A 22,796-nucleotide genomic window follows, 5' to 3' on the forward strand; every position below is an offset into this window, starting at 1 on the left:
ACAATTTCAATGGAAACCCCGAGACAGAGCCCAAGGGAATTCTTTTCGATTAAATCGCTCCCCATTCTTTAAGAGAATCTTTATTCATTTTTATATAATTTTCATTCTCTTCTTTTTCAGCACCAGCTAAAGATTTTTTAGCCGCTTTAATAGCGCCTTTCTTATCTCCTGCCTTTGCATAAATTAAAGACTGTTGTCTTAACATCCAAAAAGGAGCCTTATTTTTAGTCATATCAATGGCTTTATCAATCCATATCTTTGCCTCATTAATATCTTTACCTTCTCGTAAATAATAAACAGCCGCAGAGTAATAATCACCAGAACTTGGTCCACTCATTACTTTCTTTATATTAGCAATAACGGCTTCATCTGTAGGCACCTCAAATTTAACACCTACATAAACATCCTCCCACATCATACCTAAGGTAGCATTGCTATTACTTAAATCGTCTAATGTTATGGTAAAAGTTTCTATTTTAACAGGCAGTTTAAAAACATCAGCAGTCGTTTTTGCAGCTACAAATTTTTCATCAAATTCTTTAGGTGTTCCAGATTTTTTCCCGTCATTATAAAAAACGACTTCCCAATTATCTTTATTTGGTACGGTAAAAATTGAATACGAACCAGCTTTAAGCGTTTGTCCATCAATAGTGACTTCAGTACTAAAAGTGATTTTAGTTCTGGCGTTAGCACCTGTTCTCCAAGATTTACCGTAAGGCACTAAATCTCCAAAAATAGTACGCCCTTTCACCCCGGGACGAGAATACTCTATAGTTACATCTGTTAAACCTACTTTTTGTTCCATTTTAGAAAATGGACTTGGTGCTGGTGTTTTAATTTGCGCACTTACATTCAAAGAAAACGTAAGTATTAAACCAATTAATAATAGTTTTTTCATTTTGATTATGTTTAATTATGAGTTTTAATAACACCCCTAAATTACACATACAAAATCCTTTTATTGTTAACAAAAACTTAAAATAAGAGATTGTATATTTGCGGCATATTATATAATTATAGGCTTAAAGGTTTCTAAATAGAAAAGGTAGAACCCGTAACGCGAAAAGTAAATCTAATGAAAAAGTATTATGCAGAAATAATAGGAACATTTGCCATGGTATTTTGTGGTTGTGGTGCTATGACTATAAATGAAATTACCAACGGTAGTATTTCTCATGTTGGTGTAGCTATTACTTGGGGACTTATTGTTATGGCTATGATTTATGCTTTTGGAGAAATTTCTGGAGCCCATTTCAACCCGGCTGTAACTATTGGTTTTGCCTTTGCTAAAAAGTTTTCTTGGAAAAAGGTTCCTAAATATATACTTGCTCAAGCCATTGGTGCCATTTTGGCATGTTTTATTTTATGGTTTTTGTTTCCTCAGAGTCAATTTTTAGGAGAAACAACACCTGCCGAAGGCTTTGCGCCATTTAAAGCTGCTATTTTAGAGTTTCTACTAACTTTTTTCCTTATGGTAGTTATTATAAATGTTTCTACAGGCAGTAAAGAAATTGGTACCATGGCAGCTATTGCAGTTGGTGGTGTTATTCTTTTAGAGGCTATGTTTGCTGGTCCTATGACCAAAGCTTCTATGAACCCTATTCGCTCTATAGCTCCTGCTCTTTTTACCGGAAATTTTCAATACTTATGGCTTTATATAAGTGCTCCCATTTTAGGAGCCATTACAGCTGTTTCCTCTTGTAAATTAGTAAAAGATGACAATTGTTGCGACTGTTAAAAGTAGGATAAAAAGCTTTTATATGTTAATTTTTTTTTAATAAAAAACATAAATCTCATATATTTTACTATATTGGTGAATTCTGGCATAAAAATTGTCCGACAGGTATAAATATAGATTAAAATTCATGGATATTATTAGTAACGCTTTAGAATTCGAACAACGCAAGCAATCTTTTAAAACAACTAGCGAACGAATAGAAGCATCAAGAGAAGTTAAAAACTTAATATTAAGTTTAAATAAAATTTACAAAGTAGAAAAGGATCCAGAAATAATGGATTTAATGAAACGCTTAACTGTAATTAAACAAAAAATAGAGAAAAGGCTAAAAGGTAGGCCTTAAACATCTTATTCATTGTATTCAATTCTAATTGCAATGAAAGATATCTTCTAATAACATTAAATTAAACTTAGAGATTAATATATTATTAATCCTAAAAATTTAACCCCAGAATGTATGAAGTTTTCATATTTTTCTGGGGTTTAGCTTGTTACAAAATCTGTAATAAATTGATTTAATAATGCTTATTTAATATTAAAGTGAGTATTGTTTTTTAGGTTAAAAATACTTATTTTTATTTACCAAATCTTTTTAACCTAATGATAAAACGAAACCGAATTGAATCTTCAATACTGGCTAGTATTGGTTATGATTCTAAAACTAAAATCCTAGAAGTAGAACTCAAAAAAAACAAACAAATCAGACAATATCATAACTTCCCTAAAGACGAATGGGTGGAGTTTAAGGATACCGATTCTAAAGGATTATACTTCTTAAAGTACATAAAAGATAAATACGATGAATTACGTTTTGCTCAAAAATAGCTATTAGCTATATTCTTTTATATACCTTAAAAACAAGTTTATAGTTAACAGAAATGACTTTATGCCAAGGCTGAAAAAATGAGAGTTAATTTATTCTTTCAATTTTGGCTCCAATGGCACGCAAACGCTCATCTATTCTTTCATAGCCGCGATCTATTTGCTCAATGTTTTGAATGGTTGATGTTCCTTTTGCCGAAAGTGCTGCTATAAGTAATGATACCCCTGCACGAATGTCTGGAGATGTCATTGTTGTAGCTTTTAATGTCGATTTATAATCGTGTCCAATAACGGTAGCTCGATGCGGGTCGCATAGTATAATTTTTGCTCCCATATCAATTAATTTATCGACGAAGAACAAACGACTTTCAAACATTTTTTGATGCACTAAGACACTCCCCCTGGCTTGTGTTGCTACGACTAAAATAATACTTAACAAATCTGGTGTAAACCCAGGCCATGGAGCATCAGAGATCGTTAAAATAGATCCATCAATAAAGCTTTGTATTTCATAACCATTCGTATGGGCTGGTATGTGGATGTTATCGCCTTCTCTTTCTATAGTAATTCCTAATTTTCTAAAAACATTAGGTATCACTCCTAAGTCGTCCCAAGACACATTGGTAATAGTTAGTTCACTTTTTGTCATAGCAGCGAGTCCTATCCAACTACCAATCTCAATCATATCTGGTAACATGGTATGGTCTGTGCCTCCTAAAGTTTCTACACCATCAATAATAAGCATATTAGAACCAACACCGCTTATTTTGGCGCCCATTCTATTAAGCATTTTACATAATTGCTGTAAGTAAGGTTCGCAAGCTGCATTGTATATGGTCGTTTTTCCTTCAGCTAAAACTGCAGCCATAACGATATTTGCAGTTCCTGTAACGGAAGCCTCTTCAAGGAGCATGTAAGTCCCTTTTAGCTTATCGGCTTCAACACCATAAAACTGTTCTTCTCTACTATATCTAAATTTGGCTCCAAGGTTTATAAGCCCTTCAAAGTGAGTATCTAGTCGTCGTCTACCAATTTTATCACCGCCGGGTTTTGGAATGTAACCTTTACCAAAACGCGCTAATAAAGGTCCCACAATCATAATGGATCCTCGTAAACCACGTCCGTCGACTTTAAATTCGTCAGATTCTAAATAATCTAAATTAAGATTGTCTGCCTGGAAAGTATATGAGCCGTGTCCTATTTTTTCAATTTTAACTCCCAACTTTCTTAACAAGCTAATAAGCTTATTAACATCTACAATGTCTGGGATGTTATTAATTGTTACTAATTCTGGTGTTAGTAAAACAGCACATAAAATTTGTAACGCTTCATTTTTGGCTCCTTGGGGTTGTATACTTCCTTTTAGTTGATGGCCACCTTCAATTTTAAATGTTCCCATACGTGTAACTAGTAACGTTTTCTTTGTTTCTTTTTATGATGACCTTTCTTATTATTGTTATTCGAAAATTTATTCTTAGAACGTAACAAACTAGTAGCGTCTGATAAATCTTCTTTGGAATCTTTTAAATTAATTTTTCCTCCAGAAAGTTCGTATAAATGACTGAAAATCACAGCATCTTCAACAGTGTCTTTATTCCAATTTAAAAAACACTTTTTCATATGATTAGCAATTGTATATACTAAAGCTTCTTTAAGCTCTCCTTCTTCCCATGTATTTGCAACATCAATCATCGTTTTTATATTGTTTCCATAAAAACGGTATTTAGGAAAATTTTGCGGATATTTTAAAGGCTCTGGACGTTCTTCAAAAAGTTCTTTAGTGGGCTTTTCGTAAGGAGAGTCAACATCTAATTCAAAATTAGACATAATAAAAAGTTGATCCCAAAGTTTATGTTGAAAATCCGGAACGTCTCTTAAATGCGGTTGCATATTTCCCATTACAGAAATAATCGCCTTCGCTATTTTATTACGCTCTTCTTTTACTTCTATAGTTTTAGCATGATTAATCATTTTCTGCATATGGCGTCCATATTCAGGAATAATTAAATGCTCACGCTCTGTATTGTATTCTAAATTATCTATATTCAAAATTAAATGTGTAGAGTTAATTGTTTCTGCATGTAAGTTGTTATGCATGCGCAAAATACAAAAAAAGAACTAAAGACTTATCACCCCTTCAACTTTTTCTGCTACTTCTTTATACTTTTCAATAACTGTATCGGGGTTCTTCATCAATAAATTGATAGAAACACTAGTATATTTTCCGTTTTTAGATTCTGTCTTATTTATAACAGCCCCCATATTATTAAAAATGGTCTCTAACTTAACTATTTTTTCAACATCAGATTTTACAATAAACTTATATAAATATTCTGCTGGCCAACTTGCAGTTTCATATAATTGTGTTTTTAGTTTTTCGTAAAACTCTTCAGAATCTGGAGATGTATTCATAGTCATTTTATATCATGCAAATATATAGTTTCATATGTTTATATCCTTATTTTTATAATCATACTTAAGAATAAATTAACACAAATAGATAACTTGTGTTCAAACGTTATTAAGAGAATAATAAAGCTTAATTATAAGTGTTCTTCTTTGTATTTTTTTTATCGCGGTTTAATTCCGATTTTTACAGCAAAATAATACCGATTTGGACACTAAAAAGATTGTAATTACCGGCGGTCCGGGAACAGGTAAATCTACTTTAATAAACGAATTAATAAGTAGAGGATATACCTGCCTTGAAGAAATTTCGCGTCAGGTTACTTTAGATGCTAAAACACAGGGTATTGACCAGTTGTTTTTAACAAATCCGTTATTGTTTAGCGAGTTGCTTTTAAAAGGAAGGCAAAAACAATTTTTAGATGCCGAAATGCTTTCTTCTGAAATTATTTTTTTTGATAGAGGAATTCCAGATGTATTAGCTTATATGGATTATATTGGTGACTCGTATCCGCAGAGTTTTATAAAAGCTTGTAAAGACCACCCTTACGATACTGTTTTTATATTAAAGCCATGGGAAGCTATTTATAAGAGTGACAACGAGCGTTATGAAAATTTTGAGCAAGCTATAAACATTCACGAACACTTACTAAACACCTATAAACATTATAACTATAACCTTATTGATGTTCCTTTTGACACTGTTGAAAATCGAACCGATTTTATTTTAAACACATTGAATATGTAATATGGAACATCCCATTAACATATTAGAACGCTATTGGAACTTTACCGAATTTAGGTTTAACCAAGAGGCTATTATTAATGCGGTTATTGATGGCGAAGATACTTTTGTGTTATTGCCAACGGGAGGTGGAAAATCCTTATGTTTTCAGATTCCTGCTTTAGCAAAAAAGGGAATTTGTATCGTTATTTCGCCTTTAATTTCTCTTATGAAAGACCAAGTACTTGCTTTAAATAATAAAGGCATTAAAGCTATGGCTATTACAAGCGGAATAAGTTATAACCAACTAGATACTCTTTTAGATAACTGCATATATGGGAATTACAAGTTTTTATATATATCGCCAGAACGTTTACAGCAAGAGTTGGTACAAGATCGCATTAAACAAATGCATGTTAATTTAATAGCTGTAGATGAAGCACATTGTATTTCGCAATGGGGAAGTGATTTTAGACCTGCTTACAGAAACATATCGCTTTTAAGACGAATACAACCCAGTGTTAATGTAGTTGCCTTGACTGCTTCTGCTAAACCAGAAGTTGTTGAGGATATTATAAAAGAGCTTGATTTTATTCAGCCTAAAATATTTAAAACGTCTTTTGCCAGACCCAATTTAGCGTATATGGTTTATCATGAAAATGATAAGTACTACCGGCTTGAAACTATTTTAAAAAAGCATGTAGCATCATCAATCATTTATGTTAGAAACAGGAAGCTAACTACAGAAATTAGTTCGTTTTTAAAATCTAAAAACATTTCTTCAACTTATTATCATGGAGGGCTTTCAAATATTGAAAAGGATAGCAACATGGCTGCATGGTCACAAAACCAAAAACAGGTTATGGTAGCTACAAATGCTTTTGGTATGGGTATTGACAAACCTGATGTTAAAACAGTGATTCATTTTAATTTACCAGAAAGTATTGAAAGTTATTTTCAGGAAGCTGGGCGTGCGGGACGTAATGGTAAAAAGGCCTTTGCTGTAATTTTAAAAAATAACAGCGATTCTGTTTTAGTAAAAAATCAGTTTTTAAATGTTTTACCAACAGTAAGTTTTATTAAGCAGGTTTATAAAAAGTTATGTAGCTATTTTCAAATATCGTATGGTGAAGGCGAATATCTAACGTTCAATTTTGAGTTTAACACCTTTTGTAAAACTTATAATTTTAGCCCAGTTTTATGCTATAATGCCTTGTTATTATTAGATAGAAATAGCGTTATCACCTTGTCTAAACAGTTTAAAAATAAAGTAACTGTTCAATTTATTATATCTAGCTCAGCCCTTTTTAATTATTTAGACACACATCAGGATTATAATATTATTGTAAAATCAATATTAAGAATGTATGGTGGTATTTTCGACCATGTTACTAAGGTTGACTTGATGAAAATTTCTAAAAAAGCATCAGTAACTGAAAATAAATTAATACCGATACTTCAACAATTAGAACGCGACGAAATCATTACCCTTGATTTGGCAAAAACTGATGCTCAAATCACTTTTATAGAACCTCGAGAAGATGACAAGACTATTAACAGGATTGCATCAACCATAGAACAGCAAAACGAATTAAAGCAACATCAAGTTCATGCCATGCTTGATTATATTGAAAATGATTCGGTTTGTAAAAGTATACAACTCCTCACTTACTTTGGTGAAAAAGACATAGAAGCATGTGGTATATGTTCGGTTTGTATAAACTCTAAAAAAGGAGTTGCACCTCAAGACATACATACCATAAAAAAGCGTATTATAGGGTTATTAGAAAACAGTGACCTATCATCCAGAGACATGATTTCAACTTTAAATTGTAAAGAAGCTGATTTAAAAATAGTTTTAAAGTTGCTATTAGAACATAACATTATAACCATTACTTCAACAAACACATATAAATTAAGTCATATATGAAGGATTTAAGAATCGTATTTATGGGCACACCAGATTTTGCTGTTGCCACTTTAAAAGCATTAGTAGAAAATCAATACCATATAGTTGGTGTTATAACGGCCCCCGATAAACCGGCAGGTCGTGGACGCAAACTAAACGAAAGTGCTGTGAAGTTATATGCGAAGGAAGCCAACTTAAATATTTTACAGCCAACTAATTTAAAAAGTGATAACTTTTTAGATGAACTAAAAGCTCTTAAAGCAAATCTTCAAATTGTAGTGGCCTTTAGAATGCTCCCAAAAGTAGTCTGGCAAATGCCTGAATATGGTACTTTTAATTTGCATGCATCACTACTACCAAACTATCGTGGAGCGGCTCCTATTAATTGGGCTATAATTAATGGTGAAACCAAAACAGGGGTTTCAACATTTTTTATCGACGAAAAAATTGATACTGGTAATATGATTCTTCAGGAGGAAGTTGAAATAGCTTCTGATGAAAATGTTGGAAGCCTATACGACAAATTAATGAATATAGGGAGTTTCTTAGTTTTAAAAACAGTTGACTTGATAAAAAAGGGTGATTTTAAGACCACTCCACAAAATGCATCTAAAGATATTAAAACCGCTTATAAATTAAATAAAGACAATTGTAAAATTGATTGGAACGAGTCTATAGACAATATATATAATAAGATACGTGGTTTAAGTCCATATCCGGCTGCATGGTGTACTTTAATAAATGGAGATCATGAATTAGATATAAAAATATATCATGTAGACAAAGAAATGACGCCTCATACAAAAAGTATAGGAACCATAGTTTCTAATAAAAAAGAGTTAAAAGTTGCAGTTACAAACGGTTATATTATTATAAACGATATTAAGCTTCCTGGCAAAAGAGCTATGGATATAAAGTCTCTATTAAATGGCTACACTTTTGAAAAAAATGCCAAAGTACTCTAAACCCCTATTCTCATTGATATTTCAAAAACTCGACGAAATACACTTCCTTTATTAACAAAAGCATCAAGTTATTAACAATACTATGTATTTCCCTTGCTATTACTTGCGTGGTTGCATAATCCGTATAAATTTGTAGTAGGATTTAACAATAATGTTTAACCAATTTTATTAATAATTAAATTTTATATTATGAACAAAACAGATTTAATCGACGCAATGGCAGAACACGCAGGAATTACTAAAGCAGCTGCAAAAAAAGCTTTAGAGTGTGCAATCATTGAAATTGAAGGAGCTTTACAAAAAGGTAATAGAGTTTCTTTAGTAGGATTTGGATCTTGGTCAGTTTCTAAAAGAGCTGCAAGAGAAGGAAGAAATCCTCAAACTGGACAAACTATCAAAATCAAAGCTAAAAACGTTGTTAAGTTTAAAGCTGGATCAGATTTATCAAATGCAGTAAACTAGTTATTTACTCTTTTTATATTAAAAGATGCTCTCAAATTTTGGGAGCATCTTTTTTTATATCAACAAAACAAGTTTGCTTTTTTAATAAATAAATATTAGATTTAGTTACTAATTCCTCAAAAACATGATAACAATAAAACCAAAAAAAGGGGATTTGTTAATCGCTGAACCTGCGATAATAGGTGATGTTTCTTTTAACCGATCGATTGTATTAATAGCAGATCATTCTTCTAAAGATGGAGCTATAGGTTTCATTCTTAACAAACCTTTAGAGTACACTATTAACGAGTTGGTTCCAGAAGTTGAAGCTACTTATAAAGTTTATAATGGTGGTCCGGTAGAACAAGATAATTTATATTTTATCCATAAAATACCAAAATTAATCCCAGAAAGTATTGAAATTTCTTTAGGTATTTTTTGGGGAGGTGATTTTAACAAAGTAGTTGAACTTATTACTAATGGTGATATAAGCGAAAAGGATATTCGTTTTTTTCTCGGGTATTCTGGTTGGGAAGCAAATCAATTAGAAGAAGAGCTTAAAGCTAATTCTTGGGTTGTTACCAAAAATATTTATAAAAATGATATTATAGAGAAAGACTATAAATCATTTTGGAAAGAAAAGATGTTAGAATTTGGAGGTGAGTATAGTATTTGGTCTAATGCACCAGAAAACCCAAACTATAATTAATTCAATCTTACCTTAACATTCAACTTTTGCAATAGGTTTTTAGATACTTCATTAAGATATACCTTCTTTCTATATTTAGTTACTGGTTGAATCCCTACGATAACATTTGTTATAAAAATTTCATCAGCTTTTTGAAGCTCAAATGGGGATATTGATTCTTCAACAATGTCATAATCAGGTAAACTTTTAATAATATCTATAATTTGTTTACGCATGATTCCTTTTAAACAGCCATCACTTATTGGAGACGTTTTTATAATATTACCTTTTACTAGGAAAATGTTACCATTAAGCGCTTCTATTACATGCTTATTTGTATTTAAAACTATACCATTGTGTAAATTATTCTCTTTTACATAAATACTCCCTACGACATTTAACGCTTTATTATTCGTTTTTAAAGTAGATAATAAACTTGGTGATACATAATGGTCTTTAAACAGATCCACTTCATAAAAACTATCCTGAAGTAAGTAAAAATCATCTTGAATAGGTTTTACTGAAATTATAAAACTCACATCATTCGAATTTGGAGTATATAATCCACCTTCATTTCTATGTACTATCAATTTTACTCTTGCAGATGACTTTAATAGTTCATTAGATTCTAACGTACTAAGAATTTGTTCTTCTAAATATTCCATGGTAAAACTCATAGGGATTTCCATGCGCATAATACGCATAGATGCCATGAGCCTAAAATAATGATCTTCCCAAAATAAGATGTTGCCAAAACTTGCTTTTATAGTTTCAAATAAAGCATCACCATAGTTATAGCCTCTATTTTCAATTGAAAGTATTGTGCTTTCTTCTAGAATATTTCCATTAAAATTTGTCATAAAAAATCCCGCTCTAATAGCTAATATAAGAGCGGGACAAATATAATTTAAAATATAGACTTAAACAGAACCAAGTACTTGCTTTAAATCAGAAATCTGATTTTCCCAAAGCATTTTGGCTTCTTCAACTTCGTCTTCATCAGCAAAATCGGTAATCATTAACGATACATCTTTGGTAATTTCATCTACTTGAATTCTTATTTCGAAATACGAAGTTTGATCATCTTCATCATTTAACCACCTAAATTTAACACGTTCGCCACTTTTTTTACTTAACAATTTTGCTTGTTCTTCACTATCATCCCATATAAAAGTGAATAGTTCACCTCGGGAATTCACATTATCTGAAAACCACTCTGATAGCCCAGAAGGCGTCGAAATATATTGATATAACAGCTGGGGTGATGCATGTATTGGAAATTCAATATCAAATTTAACTTTATCGTCCATAAATAGTTTAAAAATTTTAAGTTCCCAATATATACATTAATTGATAAGTAGAACAACTATTTTTAATAATATTTTATCTTATATCGGTTTGCTTACAATAATATTGTTTTTATATTTGCAGCCTTAAATTATGGCGAGGTAGCTCAGTTGGTTAGAGCGTCGGATTCATAACCCGGAGGTCGGGGGATCGTGCCCCCCTCTCGCTACTAAGGAAATAAAGGAAAACCCAAGGTTTAGAATCTTGGGTTTTTTACTTCTGTACAACATCAATACTTATTTTAGAATTATACCCCGATAGCGCGGATTTGCAATCCGTGCCATATTTATTAAAAAAAACATGCAATATAACAACATAAAATTAGCTGTCTAAACTGGCATATTATCATTATAAAATAACCGATATCGGTCATAGTGGCTTTCTACTTTGTTGGGGTTTTCTGATTTTTCGTAAAGTATAAAAATCTTATTTAGTAGGGCACGGATTGCAAATCCGCGCTATCGGGTTTAAGAGAAATAAGAAAATCTTTGATAAGGTAGGTGTTCAAGCTAAATTCATACGATGGAATCAGTGGATTGAAGGTGACGAAACTCAATATATCCATGCACAACTTAAACAACTAATGGAAACAGATGTTAAATTTAAAGATGCTGTATTTCACGATGTTAAAAATTATGTTGAACGCCAAATACACAAGGGTAAAGTATTCGCCACACGCCAAGAAGCTTATAAAAAAGCTACTGACTGTATTTTAGAAAAAATCGCAGTTAATACTTGTATGGGAAGACGTTTTGAGCATATCAAACTATACCCAAGTACACAAAATAAATCATCAAAACTTATCTTATCAGGTAAAATTAATGCTCCTTATGGTTTGCATCGTCAACACTACGTTAAACTGACTGAACGATAAATTACACATCCACATCGCTTTTCCTTTTCTCGATCATATTAAGGTAGAGTTTGTCGTTGATCTTAAAAGATAGAATAAAGTTGATTTTAAAATTTGTAATAAAAAACTTTGTTCAAATAAGTGATTTTTACTACATTGTGTCCGCTATTAATCAGTTCTGGAATATAATATAATACACTGTTAGGGCTATCTGTGTATTATGTGTGTGTATTCGCTTTTACCAATTTGTAAAACGCGTTATGCAGTTTTATGCTGATTAATAACTAATGAATAAACTAAACAAACTTTTAAGATTAATTTCTTATAATGAAGTCTCTCTACTAGATGTCTCTCTACTAGCCGCTCCCTTAATTGTATTTATATTTTGGAGAATCATTAAAGATATAATGATATTGTCGATAATCAAAAAAGATAAAAATATTAAAAACTTCAAAATATCTCGCAATGGAATTGAGGTAAACAAAGAACCTTCAAGAAAAAAAAAGAAAGAGAGGAAAAAAGAAAAAAAAAGTGAAGATTAACTATTTTTCTTTTTCCAAGTAACCCTAACATCTGTCACAAAGGATTTGTCTTCCTTGATCATATAAAGGTGATGTTTATTTCTGATTTTAAGCTACTTACATTGATATATGAAGATTGATAATACCTAATCCATTTTGTCAGCTATTAAATTTTTATTATATTTACGTATACTGCAAAAAGGTCTCTGTTAGTTTAGGACGATCTTTCAATTTTTAAATATCTGTATTATTAAAACGAATCGTTTGACAAATTAGTCAAATGCATTGGCTATTTATTAATATAAATATTTATTGAAAGAACTAACTAAAATACTGAAATTTACTTCCAATGAAGAGACTTTATTAAATCATTTGATAATCGTTTCTTTTATTATATTTTTCTTATGGAGAATCATTAAAGAAATAATATTATTATTAATAATCAAAAAAGATAAAAAGATTAAAAGCTTCCGAATATCTCGTCTTGGATCAATTGAGGTAAATAAAGAGCTTTCAAGAAAAAAAAGAAAGAGAAGAAAAAAGAAAAAAAATGAAGATTAACTATTTTCATTTTTTCAAGTAACCCAAATACCCGATAGCGCGGATTTGCAATCCGTGCCATATTTATTTTAAAAAAACATTCAATATAACAACATCAAATTCGCTATTTAAACTGGCATATTATCGTTATAAAATAACCGATATCGGTCATAGTGGCTTTCTACTTTGTTGGTGTTTTCTGATTTTTCGTAAAGTATAAAAATCTTATTTAGTAGGGCACGGATTGCAAATCCGCGCTATCGGGTTACAAATTGGTTTACTTTATTACTTCTTCTTTATGGAATATTTTTTTAATAACTCAGTTCTTGTCAATACGATACCCAACTACAAAAATTCCTTTTCGTTATTTATACTTAATCTAAATAAAATTTATTACTTATATTTGCTCATAAAGCTATATCAGATAGATAAGTATTAGGTTGGATAAATCAGTTAAAAACATATATAAACCAGGATCAAAGTCTTCTTTTGAAAACCTTTACCGAGATTTCTGGAAAAGGCTCTACATTATATGTTTTCAGAAGACCAATGATGCCGAAGCATCTGAGGAAATGGTTCAAGACATATTTGTTTCCTTATGGAAAAAGGGCAAAGATTTAAAAATAGATAGCTCTATTGAAGTCTATTTGGTGGGAGCCGCAAAATACAAGGTGCTAGATTATTACCGTAGCCAAATTAAGCTCAAAGAATGTCATTTGGGGGATTGCAACCTGTGCGATCAAGCGGGTTTCGATGAAATAGTATTGGAACATAATGAAGCATTGGAGGGATTTTTGAAAGAAGATCTTGAGGTGATTGTAGACCGTTTGCCTTGTCAATGTCAAAAAGTCTACCGCTTGAGCAGGGAGAATAATTTGACCACCAAAGAAATTGCAACACTTTTAGATATTTCCCCAAAAACAGTCAAGAACCACATTACCAAAGCATTGTCCTACATCCGTCCGCATCTAAAAGGCAGTTTATAATATTTATCCATATTTTTTTAGGTGCCCGACTAGGACCTCATCCTTTTTTTTGCGACTCTATATATAGAGGACTTAATCAAAAACGATGGAAGTAACACCCCAAATATTAAAAAAGTACGTCAAGGGAAATTGCTCAGAAATAGAATCGAAAGCCGTAGAAGTATGGTTGAAATCAACGAATAGTGTAAAGAAAACCGAAAAGAATCTTGACGTACCTACCTTTTTAGAGGAAAAGCTATGGCAGAACATCCAAGCTGCGACAGGTGACAGTCTGGATTCTACTCGAAGCCTCAAGTCAACATGGAATTTTTTAGGCATCGCAGCAACAGTATTACTGTTTATAGGCCTTGGAATCTATAATGTGTTTTTTAACAACTATGAGATTTATAAAACGGATGTTGGACAAATTCAAACCATTGTATTGGATGACGGTACACGGGTGTATCTCAACTCGGTTTCCGAGTTGAAAGTTCCTAAAGAATTCACTACATCATCTCGGGAAATCTCATTGAATGGGGAAGCTTTCTTTGAGGTTTCGAAAGACAGTCTACGACCTTTTATCATAAATACGCGATCATCGCTGACCAAAGTTTTGGGTACGGAATTTAATCTTTCTGCATATGCCAATGAGAACGTTGCTCTTACCTTACATGGGGGACGTGTGCTGTTTGCTGCTAAAGATGGAAATCTCGATGATGGAATCATACTTCGACCCGGCGAACAAGCCATTTTGAAAGACAGCACGATTACTAAGAAAAGCGTAATCCCTCAAAATTATATAGGTTGGATATCTGAAAAATTGATTTTTAACAATGAACCTTTTGAGCTAATAACCCAAAAGTTGGAACGTCGCTATGGGGTAACCATCCGTATTGAAAAAGAAAGCCTGAAAAAAGATTTTTTTAAGGGCAGGTATGACAAACCAAAACTAGATACGCTTCTCGAGGACTTAAGTTTTGTGTTGAAATTCAATTATCGAAAAGAAGGCGAAATTATCATTATCTATTAACCAAAATACCGAAATATAAATGAAGTAAAATAAAATAGACACAAATGAAAGACCAGCATGCTGTCGCTAAACTACATACTGGCCCGATGTCATCTAATCGTTACAATTAAAGAACACCAAAATCAAAAATATGAAATTTAATACATTCTGTATACCCTCTAAAGGTATATTAATACCAATATTCCTTTTATGCTTTAACGTATATACCCTTTTTGCGCAGACATCGATTCTGGACAAGGAAATCGCCATAACCTTTGAAAAAGAAACCTTAGCCGATGCACTCACCAAATTAGAGCGTATGGCAAATTGCTCCTTTTCCTATGCGCCCAATGCATTAAGTGATAATCGAAAAATAAGTAAAGACTACTCTGAGACAACCCTGCGTGAGATATTGAACGAATTACTTGTAGCATACCAGATTTACTACGCCGTTCGTGGTAATACGATTCTTATTCAGACCGACACAAAAAAAGGTCAGGTTACTGGTAAGACCGGTACCTTTAATGGTGATGTACTTCCCTTTGTTTCTGTTGTATTGAAAGGCACTAGTTTTGGCGCATCATCAGATGAAGAGGGAAACTATAGTTTTTATGCACCGGAAGGAGAATATATCATAGTCAGTTCATCGATAGGTTTTGGGGTGGTTGAAAAAGACATCACTATAACCAAAAATAACATTACCATTATTGATTTTGAACTCGCCCAGACTTCAGAAAATCTGGATGAAGTTATCGTTACGGAAAGTAGGATTCCTGAAAATATTTCAGAGGTACCCTCGACTGTAATTATAATCTCAGGCAAAACATTGAATCAACAAGCGGCAATAGATGATAATCTACCGGATATTTTATCCTTAACAGTTCCAGGCCTTTCTCCCAGCGAAGAAAGTCAAAATGCATTTTCTACTAAATTAAGAGGTAGAGATCCATTGATGTTAATTGACGGAATTCCGCAAACCTCTCCTCTAAGAGATGGATCAAGAGACCTTAGAACAATTTCCACAGGAATTCTGGAAAGAATAGAGGTCATAAACGGAGCAACTGCCACGTACGGTAATGGTGCAACTGGGGGAGTAATAAATTATATAACCCAGCAACCTTTAAAACAAAATGGGAAGAAATTTAGTATGGATGTGAATGGTAACTTTAATCTTGCCAATACAGATGATACTTTTGGTTACTCCATCAGTCCTACTTTTTTTTCAAAAACAAATGGTCTTGATATTATACTATCAGCAAGGTATAAAAAGACTGGAGTGCTAAGATCTGCCGACAGTGAGGTAATAAGTCCTCTTTATGGCCTTGGCGAAACGCAGTCCTCTAATATTTTTGGAAAAATAGGCTATACCATTGCTAAAGACCACCGTATTGAGTTTATGGGAAACTCTTTTTATAGTCGTCAAGACAGTAAGTACATTAACGAAAATGGAGTATTCGGTGAGAAACCAGCTATTGGAATTCTTGGAGATTCGGATATTAGGGGAGGAACGCCCAAAAACATAAACCTTTACTTAAAATATTCAGGTACTAATGTTTTTCTCAATACAGACATTAATGCCAATTGGTATTATAATGGCTCAGAAAATATATTCGAGGGATACAATAAAATTTTAGCAACAAACCAAGGATTGCGCTTTAATTTTAAAACGGATATTCCTGTAAACCAATCATCTCACTTGTCTTTTCTTTATGGCTTGGACCTATTGGAAGATTTTACAGTTCAAGAAAACCTTGACGGTAGTTTGGTAACACCTGAAATAGATTTAAAGAGTATAGCCCCTTTTGCACAAGCCAAATTAGTGTTAGGTTCGGGAATCGTCTTAAAAGGTGGTATTAGATACGAAAACATGCAGGTGGATATTAGTGAACTCCTATTTGAAGGAAACATCATCGATAAAAACTCTTTTGACGATAATGCGCTTGTCTTTAATGCAGGATTGAAATACAATAAATTGAAGACTTTTCAACCCTTTGTAAGCTTTTCACAAGGTTTCACTATCGGTGATATTGGTTTAGATCTCAGGAATGGTCTATCCGTTAATGATTTTATTGTAGAACCAGGTATTACAAATAATTATGAATTAGGGTTTATGGGAAAAACGGGCATTTTAAAATATGAGGTTGCAGGTTACTACAGTACATCAGAAAAAGGAGTTAGATTTGTTGAGACTTCCCCGCAAGTTTATGAATCAAGAATACAGCCTCAAAATATTTATGGTATTGAAGCCATTTTATCTGCCCCGATAACCGAAAAAATCTCTTTAATGGCTTCTGTAGGTTATGTCGATGGGGAAGAAGATAGTGATAATGACGGAGAATTCGAATCTAAGCTTTACAATGCAATTGTACCCCCTTTAAAACTAACAGGCACATTGAATTATAGGTTTTCGGCAAAATGGAATGCTCTACTTCAGATTTTTCATGTAGGAAGCAGGGATGTTTTTTCTACAGATGATATAGGCAAATATGGTAAAAACCCTATAACGGGATACACTTTAGTTGATTTATTTTCTTCATACAGATTAGATAATATCACATTCAAATTAGGAGTGGACAATCTTTTTAATGCGGATTATTTCCCTGTAAATTCGGAGATTAGAGGTAGCGGCCCATACTATCAAAAAGGAAGTGGTATGACTTTAAATTTAGGTTTTGTGCTATCAATATAGAGCTTGTACCCAATTCAGTAGAAAGAAACGATTAATCGTTTCTTTCTACTTTTAAAACTATGAATACCAAAAAATATTTAAGGAAAATTCATTTATGGCTGGGGTTAACAGCTGGCCTCATTGCCTCTTTTTCTGGTATTACAGGGGCTTTGTATGTTTGGCAACCTGAATTATCTGGCTTATTAGCACCAGAAGTTTTAAAGATTTCTAATGCAAATGCAACTACCTATAAAGACCATCTTAAAACGGCTAAAAACCTTGAAAAAATTCATAGAGATTCATTAGCGGCCATCAGATTTCCTGAAAGAGAAAGAGAAACTATTCAGGTTGATTTCATTAACGGAGATTGTTATTATTATCACCCTAGTAGTGGTGAATACTTAGGAAAAAACCCTTCAACAATTACTTTTTTTAATACCCTTTTACAATTACATAGAAATTTATGTATAGGTGCCATAGGGTCATATATTATAGGAACATCTTCTTTATTTTTTTGTTTCTTAATACTCGGAAGTGGCTTCTATTTATGGTCTACCATATACCAAAAGCGATGGCGAAAAGGGCTTTCATTTAAGAAAAGTACTAATTCTAAAGTTCTTAATTTTAGTCTGCATAAGTTAATTGGTATATATGGATTGCTTCCTTTATTTATTATTGCTATCACAGGAGGGTATTTTACATACTATTCCGGATACAATGATGTATTAAATATAATTCCCACTTTTAAAATCAAAAGCGAAACTTCATTGATCTTACCTAAAATCGGAGCACCATTTAATTTTGATAAAACGGCAATAGATTTATATCCACATTATAAGATTATAACAATAAGTTACCCTTTGGGTACTGCATCTAACCATAGATTTCGTTTTATAAATTTAACAACAATTCAAAGTGGTTTAAGAAAACCTACTGAAATTTTCACTACGTCTGATAAAGTTGTTACAAAGGTCAAATCATATGAAACCTATAGTAAAACAGAAAAATTAACCGCTCAAATGTACCCAATTCATATTGGTGAATCATTTGGGTTTATAAATCGGATTCTAGTTTTTTTGTGTGGACTTCTTCCAGCGGCACTCTATATTACTGGGTTACGTTTTTTTCTTTTTCGTAAAAAATTGATATAAAATGCAAGCTGTTGGTTGACGTAAAAATTAGCGCTATAATTTTTTGACAATTTTAATCCCCTGGTTTTGGTGATATCCTAATCACTTTATTAGTATTTATCTAAATTTCAGAAATTATTTATTATCTGTTTAAGTCTTGGGTATGGATATTCAAAATCTTTATTCGCTACCGATGACAATTCAAATGACCGCAGAACTTTGACTATTGCTCCATATATAAGAGGATACTTAGTATTCATTTATAAAATAGTAAGCTCCCTTGGAAGCTATTTAGCTAAAACACATAAAACAATGAGCCGATTAACAAAATTAATCGGCTCATTATTAAAAAACTTCTTTGATATTTTCCTTTAAATGGCTACAGATTGATCCACGCTCATAAAATAGGAATTCTCTTTTTAAGGTTAAGATTACTATGATTTCAGTTTAACAGTCAATGGATTTTTTATTTTTTTAGATACTGTATTTAAATAGGCTTCCCATTCTTGTTTATTATTAAACTGACCACTTTCTTTCCATCCAAATCCTGCATAATAAATTACTTTCCCATTAACAACTTTAAGATTTGCATAAGCATTACTCAAATCTGTTTGTTCTGTATCATAGGTTTCGTAGTTCACAAAATAATCTACAGGAGCTATAATGGCTGTTCCAAGCTCTGAATCTGCATGTGGTTGCCAATAACTTACCCAACCGGCTTTTTCATTTCCTGAAACTTCTCCATCTTTTTCATGAAGTGTTAAACCTGTAGAAATTGAGTCGGTGCCACCTATTGAAACTTCAAATTTTGATAGGTTACTTCCTAAATCCAAACTAACAATTTTAGATTCTGTTATTTTATTACCATGAGCATCCCAATCGGCATATTTCAAGTAAAAGCTGGTTCTAATAGGACCTGTTGTTATAGTTCTCCATTCAATATAATTCTTAGAAAAATAATAAGTACTATCTTTTTTAACGGCCAAACCTCCTACTCCTCTGCTTATACCCACATGGAAATTATCAAGTCCTTCTGGGCTGGGTTCATGATAGGCTCCTGGTTTTTCTGTGTTTTTCTTATACCAATTATTAATAATTGGATATTCTACTTTTTTTAACCAAGCATCTACTCCACTGGATAGGGTACCTCCTGAAACATTGTCTTCAACCATTTTTTGAGCTGTGGGTCCATAAACTCTAAAGGCTACCTTATTATTTTCCCAGGTGTAATCATCTGTACGTTCTGGCACAAATCGTGAATAACAATACTCTGGAGCTTCAGGTTCTTCTTCTGCCGTAACGGTAACCACTTCATACTCTTTTTCTGTATTTGCAGGTACTTGAGGCTGAAATAATATGTCATCCATAACACCATCACCATCATTATCTACAGTTTGAGTTACTTCCAGTTGTCCTGTTTTTATGTCTTTAATTCCAATTGCAGATAAATCATCTACTTTTAAAACATCTTTTGTTAGAACAACAGTTTCAAAAGACCTTTCGATATTTAAATCGTTTTTAATAATAAAAATCTTTTTTTCTTCTTTCTCCTTACAAGATTGAATTAACAATATTGCAGCTAATGCAGTAATGGTTTTAAGTGCATTCATAGTTACTATTTTATATTAATACTATTCGTTTGATGGTTTCCCTATGGTTGCCAAAATACCGCCATCTACATAGATGATTTGACCGTTAACAAAATTACTTGCCTTTGAACTTAAAAATATGGCTGCTCCTTGTAAATCGTCAGGGTCTCCCCATCTTCCTGCTGGAGTTCTGCCAATTATGAATTCATTAAATGGATGTCCATCAACACGAATAGGTGCAGTTTGGCTGGTTGCAAAATACCCGGGTCCAATGCCATTAACCTGAATATTAAACTTGGCCCATTCTGTTGCCATGTTTCTGGTTAACATTTTTAAACCGCCTTTTGCTGCTGCATAGGCTCCTACAGTATTACGTCCTAATTCGCTCATCATAGAGCATATATTAATAATCTTGCCTTCTTTTCTTTCTTTCATACCTTTTACCACATGCTTAGACACGATAAAAGGGCTTACCAAATCTACTTTAAGCACTTGTTCAAAGTCTGAAACCTCCATATCTTCTAAAGGGGTTCTTTTTATTATTCCAGCATTATTCACAAGAATATCTATAACACCTACTTCTTTTTCAATTTTAGCGATATTTTCTATAACTAGAGATTCGTTGGTTACATCAAAAAGGTATCCGTAAGTTTTTAAACCTAAGGCTTTATATTCGGCAACCGATTTATTTAATTTCTCTTGAGAAGACGCTCCATTTATGACTAATGTTGCTCCCGCTTTTCCTAATCCTATGGCCATGGCTTGTCCTAAGCCATGTGTTCCCCCGGTAATTAATGCTGTTTTCCCTGTTAGATCAAATAAGTTTGTAGACATATTTTTTATCTTAATTCGTTTATTTTACAAACATCCATATCTCCATAATCTAAGTTTTCACCAGCCATACCCCATATAAAGGTATAATCGCTTGTTCCTGATCCTGAATGTATAGACCACGGTGGCGATATTACCGCTTCTTTATTTCCAATCCATATATGTCTTGTTTCTTGGGGCTCTCCCATAAAATGGCAAACTGCTTGATCTTCGGGCACATCAAAATAAAAATACACTTCCATTCTTCTATCGTGTACATGTGCTGGCATGGTATTCCATGAGCTACCTGATTTTAGCGTAGTCATACCCATTTGCAGCTGACAAACATCTACAACACTATTTACAATGTATTTTCTAAGTGTACGAGCGTTAGCAGTTTCGGGAGCTCCTAATTCGATAACTTCTACATCATCTGTTCCTATTTTTTTAATAGGATACGCTTTATGCGCTGGTGTTGAGTTTAAATAAAATTGTGCGGGACTACTTCCCGAGTTACTTGAAAACACAACATTTTTATTTCCTTGTCCTACATATAATGCTTCTTTGTTATTTAAAACATAATCTGTTCCATCAACTGTTACCGTTCCTGTATCTCCTATGTTAATAATTCCAAGCTCTCTTCTTTCTAAAAAATATTCAGCTTTTAATGGATCAATAGTCGATAGTTCAACACTTTTTTCGACTGGTACGACTCCTCCGGTTATGAATCTATCATAATGTGAATACACTAAATTTAATGTATCTGGTTCTAATAAATTTTGAATTAAAAATTCTTTTCTTAGTTCTGAAGTATCGTACTTTTTTACTGCTCCTGGGCCAGAAGCATAACGTGATTCGTAATTAATATTCATTTTTAGGTATTTGTTTATATTTGATTTGTTTATATATTATTGACTCTTTTCTTTTACCAACTCTCCATTTTACAATCCAAACAGTTTAGGTAAAAACATGGATATTTGTGGGATGTAAAGTACTAATAACAGTACTATGATCATTATTGCCAAAAACGGTAGTAAAGGTTTTATTACTTGTGATACGGATATCTTTGCCACGCCACTTCCTACAAAGAGGATCGTTCCTACTGGTGGGGTACACAATCCTATACAAAGGTTTAGTACCATAACTATCCCAAAGTGTACTGGCTCCATACCCAAGGCCACCACTACGGGTAGGAAGATGGGGGTGAATATCAGTACGGCTGGGGTAATATCCATAAAGGTGCCTATAACCAGCAACACGATATTGATCACTAAAAAGATCACAAATTTATTACTGAACTGTTCTAACAGGAAACTGCTCATCAGTTCTGGGATGCTCTCAAAGGAGAACAGCCACGACATGGCCATTGAGGTGCATATTAAAAACATCACCACGGCTGTTGTCTTGGCACTGGTCAACAGTACATCTGGAAAGTCCTTTGTACTGATGTCTCCGTATATCAGGGCCAGTATGGCTGCGTACAGTACGGCTATCACTGAGGCTTCGGTCGCTGTAAAGATGCCGGCTACAATACCGCCTACTACGATCACTAATAACAGTAAACTGAAAAAGGCTTTTCTAAAGTGTGTCCAGATCTCTTTTAGGGTCGATCGTTTTTCTTTTGAGAACTTTCTCTTTATGGCCACATAGGCGATGTACCCCATAAGGGCC

25 protein-coding genes and 1 tRNA gene are annotated in these 22,796 nt (G+C 32.9%); 16 read left to right on the top strand and 10 right to left on the bottom strand.

All coding sequences use genetic code 11. From position 1 onward, the window contains the following. Positions 1-49: 49 nt before the first annotated feature. Positions 50-898: a DUF2911 domain-containing protein gene (locus tag Q4Q35_RS00210; RefSeq protein ID WP_303275904.1), complete on the bottom strand. Its 849-nt coding sequence runs from the start codon at positions 896-898 to the stop codon at positions 50-52. A 138-nt stretch (positions 899-1,036) separates the two neighbouring features. Between Q4Q35_RS00210 and Q4Q35_RS00215 the strand changes: the two genes are divergently transcribed. The 3 genes from Q4Q35_RS00215 (at position 1,037) to Q4Q35_RS00225 (ending at position 2,563) form a co-directional block, all read left to right on the top strand. Continuing rightward, positions 1,037-1,738: an MIP/aquaporin family protein gene (locus tag Q4Q35_RS00215; protein ID WP_303275927.1), complete on the top strand. Its 702-nt coding sequence runs from the start codon at positions 1,037-1,039 to the stop codon at positions 1,736-1,738. A gap of 127 nt (positions 1,739-1,865) precedes the next feature. Continuing rightward, complete coding sequence (locus Q4Q35_RS00220) at positions 1,866-2,081, top strand: hypothetical protein (protein WP_303275905.1); 216 nt, start codon at positions 1,866-1,868, stop codon at positions 2,079-2,081. Between the two features lie 257 nt (positions 2,082-2,338). Beyond that, the gene (locus Q4Q35_RS00225; protein ID WP_303275906.1) at positions 2,339-2,563 is read left to right on the top strand and encodes a KTSC domain-containing protein; all 225 of its coding nucleotides are present in this window, start codon (positions 2,339-2,341) and stop codon (positions 2,561-2,563) included. Between the two features lie 85 nt (positions 2,564-2,648). Here Q4Q35_RS00225 and murA read toward each other — a convergent pair whose 3' ends face one another. The 3 genes from murA to Q4Q35_RS00240 are packed head-to-tail and all read right to left on the bottom strand — an operon-like array spanning position 2,649 to position 4,972. Further along, positions 2,649-3,959 carry a UDP-N-acetylglucosamine 1-carboxyvinyltransferase gene (gene murA, locus Q4Q35_RS00230; RefSeq protein WP_303275907.1) on the bottom strand — a complete coding sequence of 437 codons (1,311 nt, stop codon included), beginning with the start codon at positions 3,957-3,959 and terminating at the stop codon, positions 2,649-2,651. Positions 3,960-3,967: 8 nt separating this feature from the next. Beyond that, the gene (locus Q4Q35_RS00235; RefSeq protein ID WP_303275908.1) at positions 3,968-4,657 is read right to left on the bottom strand and encodes a DUF4290 domain-containing protein; all 690 of its coding nucleotides are present in this window, start codon (positions 4,655-4,657) and stop codon (positions 3,968-3,970) included. A 21-nt stretch (positions 4,658-4,678) separates the two neighbouring features. Further along, entirely contained in the window at positions 4,679-4,972 is a 294-nt protein-coding gene (locus tag Q4Q35_RS00240; protein ID WP_303275909.1) for a DUF493 domain-containing protein, read from the bottom strand. Between the two features lie 202 nt (positions 4,973-5,174). Between Q4Q35_RS00240 and Q4Q35_RS00245 the strand changes: the two genes are divergently transcribed. From Q4Q35_RS00245 to Q4Q35_RS00265, 5 genes are all read left to right on the top strand, one after another. Beyond that, a complete protein-coding gene (locus Q4Q35_RS00245) occupies positions 5,175-5,714 on the top strand; it encodes an AAA family ATPase (RefSeq protein WP_303275910.1) in 540 nt (179 codons plus the stop codon). 1 nt (position 5,715) lies between these two features. Then, positions 5,716-7,620 (top strand): RecQ family ATP-dependent DNA helicase, encoded by a 1,905-nt coding sequence (locus Q4Q35_RS00250; RefSeq protein WP_303275911.1) that lies wholly within the window; start codon positions 5,716-5,718, stop codon positions 7,618-7,620. Beyond that, the gene (gene fmt / locus Q4Q35_RS00255; RefSeq protein ID WP_303275912.1) at positions 7,617-8,564 is read left to right on the top strand and encodes a methionyl-tRNA formyltransferase; all 948 of its coding nucleotides are present in this window, start codon (positions 7,617-7,619) and stop codon (positions 8,562-8,564) included. The genes Q4Q35_RS00250 and fmt overlap by 4 nt, the downstream gene beginning before the upstream one ends. Positions 8,565-8,753: 189 nt before the next feature. Beyond that, entirely contained in the window at positions 8,754-9,026 is a 273-nt protein-coding gene (locus tag Q4Q35_RS00260) for an HU family DNA-binding protein (RefSeq protein ID WP_102754658.1), read from the top strand. A 124-nt stretch (positions 9,027-9,150) separates the two neighbouring features. After that, a complete protein-coding gene (locus Q4Q35_RS00265; RefSeq protein ID WP_303275913.1) occupies positions 9,151-9,714 on the top strand; it encodes a YqgE/AlgH family protein in 564 nt (187 codons plus the stop codon). On the opposite strand, the gene Q4Q35_RS00270 is transcribed toward Q4Q35_RS00265, so the two are convergent. Continuing rightward, the gene (locus tag Q4Q35_RS00270) at positions 9,711-10,553 is read right to left on the bottom strand and encodes an aminotransferase class IV (protein WP_303275914.1); all 843 of its coding nucleotides are present in this window, start codon (positions 10,551-10,553) and stop codon (positions 9,711-9,713) included. The two genes, Q4Q35_RS00265 and Q4Q35_RS00270, sit on opposite strands and share 4 nt — an antisense overlap. A 60-nt stretch (positions 10,554-10,613) precedes the next feature. Continuing rightward, positions 10,614-11,003, bottom strand: a complete 390-nt coding sequence (locus tag Q4Q35_RS00275; protein WP_303275915.1) for an START-like domain-containing protein — start codon at positions 11,001-11,003, stop codon at positions 10,614-10,616. 132 nt (positions 11,004-11,135) lie between these two features. Here Q4Q35_RS00275 and Q4Q35_RS00280 point away from each other — a divergent pair. The 8 genes from Q4Q35_RS00280 to Q4Q35_RS00315 all read left to right on the top strand — a co-directional run bounded on the left by Q4Q35_RS00280 (position 11,136) and on the right by Q4Q35_RS00315 (position 18,747). Beyond that, a tRNA-Met gene (locus Q4Q35_RS00280) sits at positions 11,136-11,209 on the top strand. 276 nt (positions 11,210-11,485) lie between these two features. Next, positions 11,486-11,914, top strand: a complete 429-nt coding sequence (locus tag Q4Q35_RS00285; protein ID WP_303275916.1) for a hypothetical protein — start codon at positions 11,486-11,488, stop codon at positions 11,912-11,914. A gap of 266 nt (positions 11,915-12,180) precedes the next feature. Next, positions 12,181-12,435, top strand: coding sequence for a hypothetical protein (locus Q4Q35_RS00290; RefSeq protein ID WP_303275917.1), 255 nt, complete (start codon positions 12,181-12,183; stop codon positions 12,433-12,435). Between the two features lie 291 nt (positions 12,436-12,726). Further along, positions 12,727-12,975 carry a hypothetical protein gene (locus tag Q4Q35_RS00295; protein WP_303275918.1) on the top strand — a complete coding sequence of 83 codons (249 nt, stop codon included), beginning with the start codon at positions 12,727-12,729 and terminating at the stop codon, positions 12,973-12,975. A 419-nt stretch (positions 12,976-13,394) separates the two neighbouring features. Next, positions 13,395-13,940 carry a sigma-70 family RNA polymerase sigma factor gene (locus tag Q4Q35_RS00300; protein ID WP_303275919.1) on the top strand — a complete coding sequence of 182 codons (546 nt, stop codon included), beginning with the start codon at positions 13,395-13,397 and terminating at the stop codon, positions 13,938-13,940. A gap of 85 nt (positions 13,941-14,025) precedes the next feature. Continuing rightward, positions 14,026-14,949, top strand: coding sequence for a FecR family protein (locus tag Q4Q35_RS00305; RefSeq protein ID WP_303275920.1), 924 nt, complete (start codon positions 14,026-14,028; stop codon positions 14,947-14,949). A 130-nt stretch (positions 14,950-15,079) separates the two neighbouring features. Beyond that, positions 15,080-17,617, top strand: coding sequence for a TonB-dependent receptor plug domain-containing protein (locus tag Q4Q35_RS00310; protein WP_303275921.1), 2,538 nt, complete (start codon positions 15,080-15,082; stop codon positions 17,615-17,617). Between the two features lie 59 nt (positions 17,618-17,676). Beyond that, positions 17,677-18,747: a PepSY-associated TM helix domain-containing protein gene (locus Q4Q35_RS00315; RefSeq protein WP_303275922.1), complete on the top strand. Its 1,071-nt coding sequence runs from the start codon at positions 17,677-17,679 to the stop codon at positions 18,745-18,747. A 413-nt stretch (positions 18,748-19,160) separates the two neighbouring features. Here the strand turns inward: Q4Q35_RS00315 and Q4Q35_RS00320 are convergent, their stop codons facing one another. From Q4Q35_RS00320 to Q4Q35_RS00335, 4 genes are all read right to left on the bottom strand, one after another. Further along, a complete protein-coding gene (locus Q4Q35_RS00320) occupies positions 19,161-20,336 on the bottom strand; it encodes a BT3233 family polysaccharide utilization protein (RefSeq protein WP_303275923.1) in 1,176 nt (391 codons plus the stop codon). 21 nt (positions 20,337-20,357) lie between these two features. Beyond that, positions 20,358-21,149: a gluconate 5-dehydrogenase gene (locus Q4Q35_RS00325; protein ID WP_303275924.1), complete on the bottom strand. Its 792-nt coding sequence runs from the start codon at positions 21,147-21,149 to the stop codon at positions 20,358-20,360. 5 nt (positions 21,150-21,154) lie between these two features. Beyond that, complete coding sequence (kduI, locus tag Q4Q35_RS00330) at positions 21,155-21,997, bottom strand: 5-dehydro-4-deoxy-D-glucuronate isomerase (protein ID WP_303275925.1); 843 nt, start codon at positions 21,995-21,997, stop codon at positions 21,155-21,157. A 69-nt stretch (positions 21,998-22,066) separates the two neighbouring features. After that, positions 22,067-22,796 (bottom strand): TRAP transporter large permease (locus tag Q4Q35_RS00335; RefSeq protein ID WP_303275926.1); only part of this gene is annotated, 730 nt, incomplete at its 5' end.

This window comes from Flavivirga aquimarina (assembly GCF_030540835.1).
GTDB classification, from domain to species: Bacteria; Bacteroidota; Bacteroidia; order Flavobacteriales; family Flavobacteriaceae; genus Flavivirga; species Flavivirga aquimarina.

Coding starts and splice junctions, on each gene's coding strand:
- Q4Q35_RS00210 (WP_303275904.1), bottom strand. CDS start 898: ATGAAAAAACTATTATTAATTGGTTTAATACTTACGTTTTCTTTGAAT.
- Q4Q35_RS00220 (WP_303275905.1), top strand. CDS start 1,866: ATGGATATTATTAGTAACGCTTTAGAATTCGAACAACGCAAGCAATCT.
- Q4Q35_RS00225 (WP_303275906.1), top strand. CDS start 2,339: ATGATAAAACGAAACCGAATTGAATCTTCAATACTGGCTAGTATTGGT.
- murA (WP_303275907.1), bottom strand. CDS start 3,959: ATGGGAACATTTAAAATTGAAGGTGGCCATCAACTAAAAGGAAGTATA.
- Q4Q35_RS00235 (WP_303275908.1), bottom strand. CDS start 4,657: ATGCATAACAACTTACATGCAGAAACAATTAACTCTACACATTTAATT.
- Q4Q35_RS00240 (WP_303275909.1), bottom strand. CDS start 4,972: ATGAATACATCTCCAGATTCTGAAGAGTTTTACGAAAAACTAAAAACA.
- Q4Q35_RS00250 (WP_303275911.1), top strand. CDS start 5,716: ATGGAACATCCCATTAACATATTAGAACGCTATTGGAACTTTACCGAA.
- fmt (WP_303275912.1), top strand. CDS start 7,617: ATGAAGGATTTAAGAATCGTATTTATGGGCACACCAGATTTTGCTGTT.
- Q4Q35_RS00260 (WP_102754658.1), top strand. CDS start 8,754: ATGAACAAAACAGATTTAATCGACGCAATGGCAGAACACGCAGGAATT.
- Q4Q35_RS00265 (WP_303275913.1), top strand. CDS start 9,151: ATGATAACAATAAAACCAAAAAAAGGGGATTTGTTAATCGCTGAACCT.
- Q4Q35_RS00270 (WP_303275914.1), bottom strand. CDS start 10,553: ATGACAAATTTTAATGGAAATATTCTAGAAGAAAGCACAATACTTTCA.
- Q4Q35_RS00275 (WP_303275915.1), bottom strand. CDS start 11,003: ATGGACGATAAAGTTAAATTTGATATTGAATTTCCAATACATGCATCA.
- Q4Q35_RS00290 (WP_303275917.1), top strand. CDS start 12,181: ATGAATAAACTAAACAAACTTTTAAGATTAATTTCTTATAATGAAGTC.
- Q4Q35_RS00305 (WP_303275920.1), top strand. CDS start 14,026: ATGGAAGTAACACCCCAAATATTAAAAAAGTACGTCAAGGGAAATTGC.
- Q4Q35_RS00310 (WP_303275921.1), top strand. CDS start 15,080: ATGAAATTTAATACATTCTGTATACCCTCTAAAGGTATATTAATACCA.
- Q4Q35_RS00315 (WP_303275922.1), top strand. CDS start 17,677: ATGAATACCAAAAAATATTTAAGGAAAATTCATTTATGGCTGGGGTTA.
- Q4Q35_RS00320 (WP_303275923.1), bottom strand. CDS start 20,336: ATGAATGCACTTAAAACCATTACTGCATTAGCTGCAATATTGTTAATT.
- Q4Q35_RS00325 (WP_303275924.1), bottom strand. CDS start 21,149: ATGTCTACAAACTTATTTGATCTAACAGGGAAAACAGCATTAATTACC.
- kduI (WP_303275925.1), bottom strand. CDS start 21,997: ATGAATATTAATTACGAATCACGTTATGCTTCTGGCCCAGGAGCAGTA.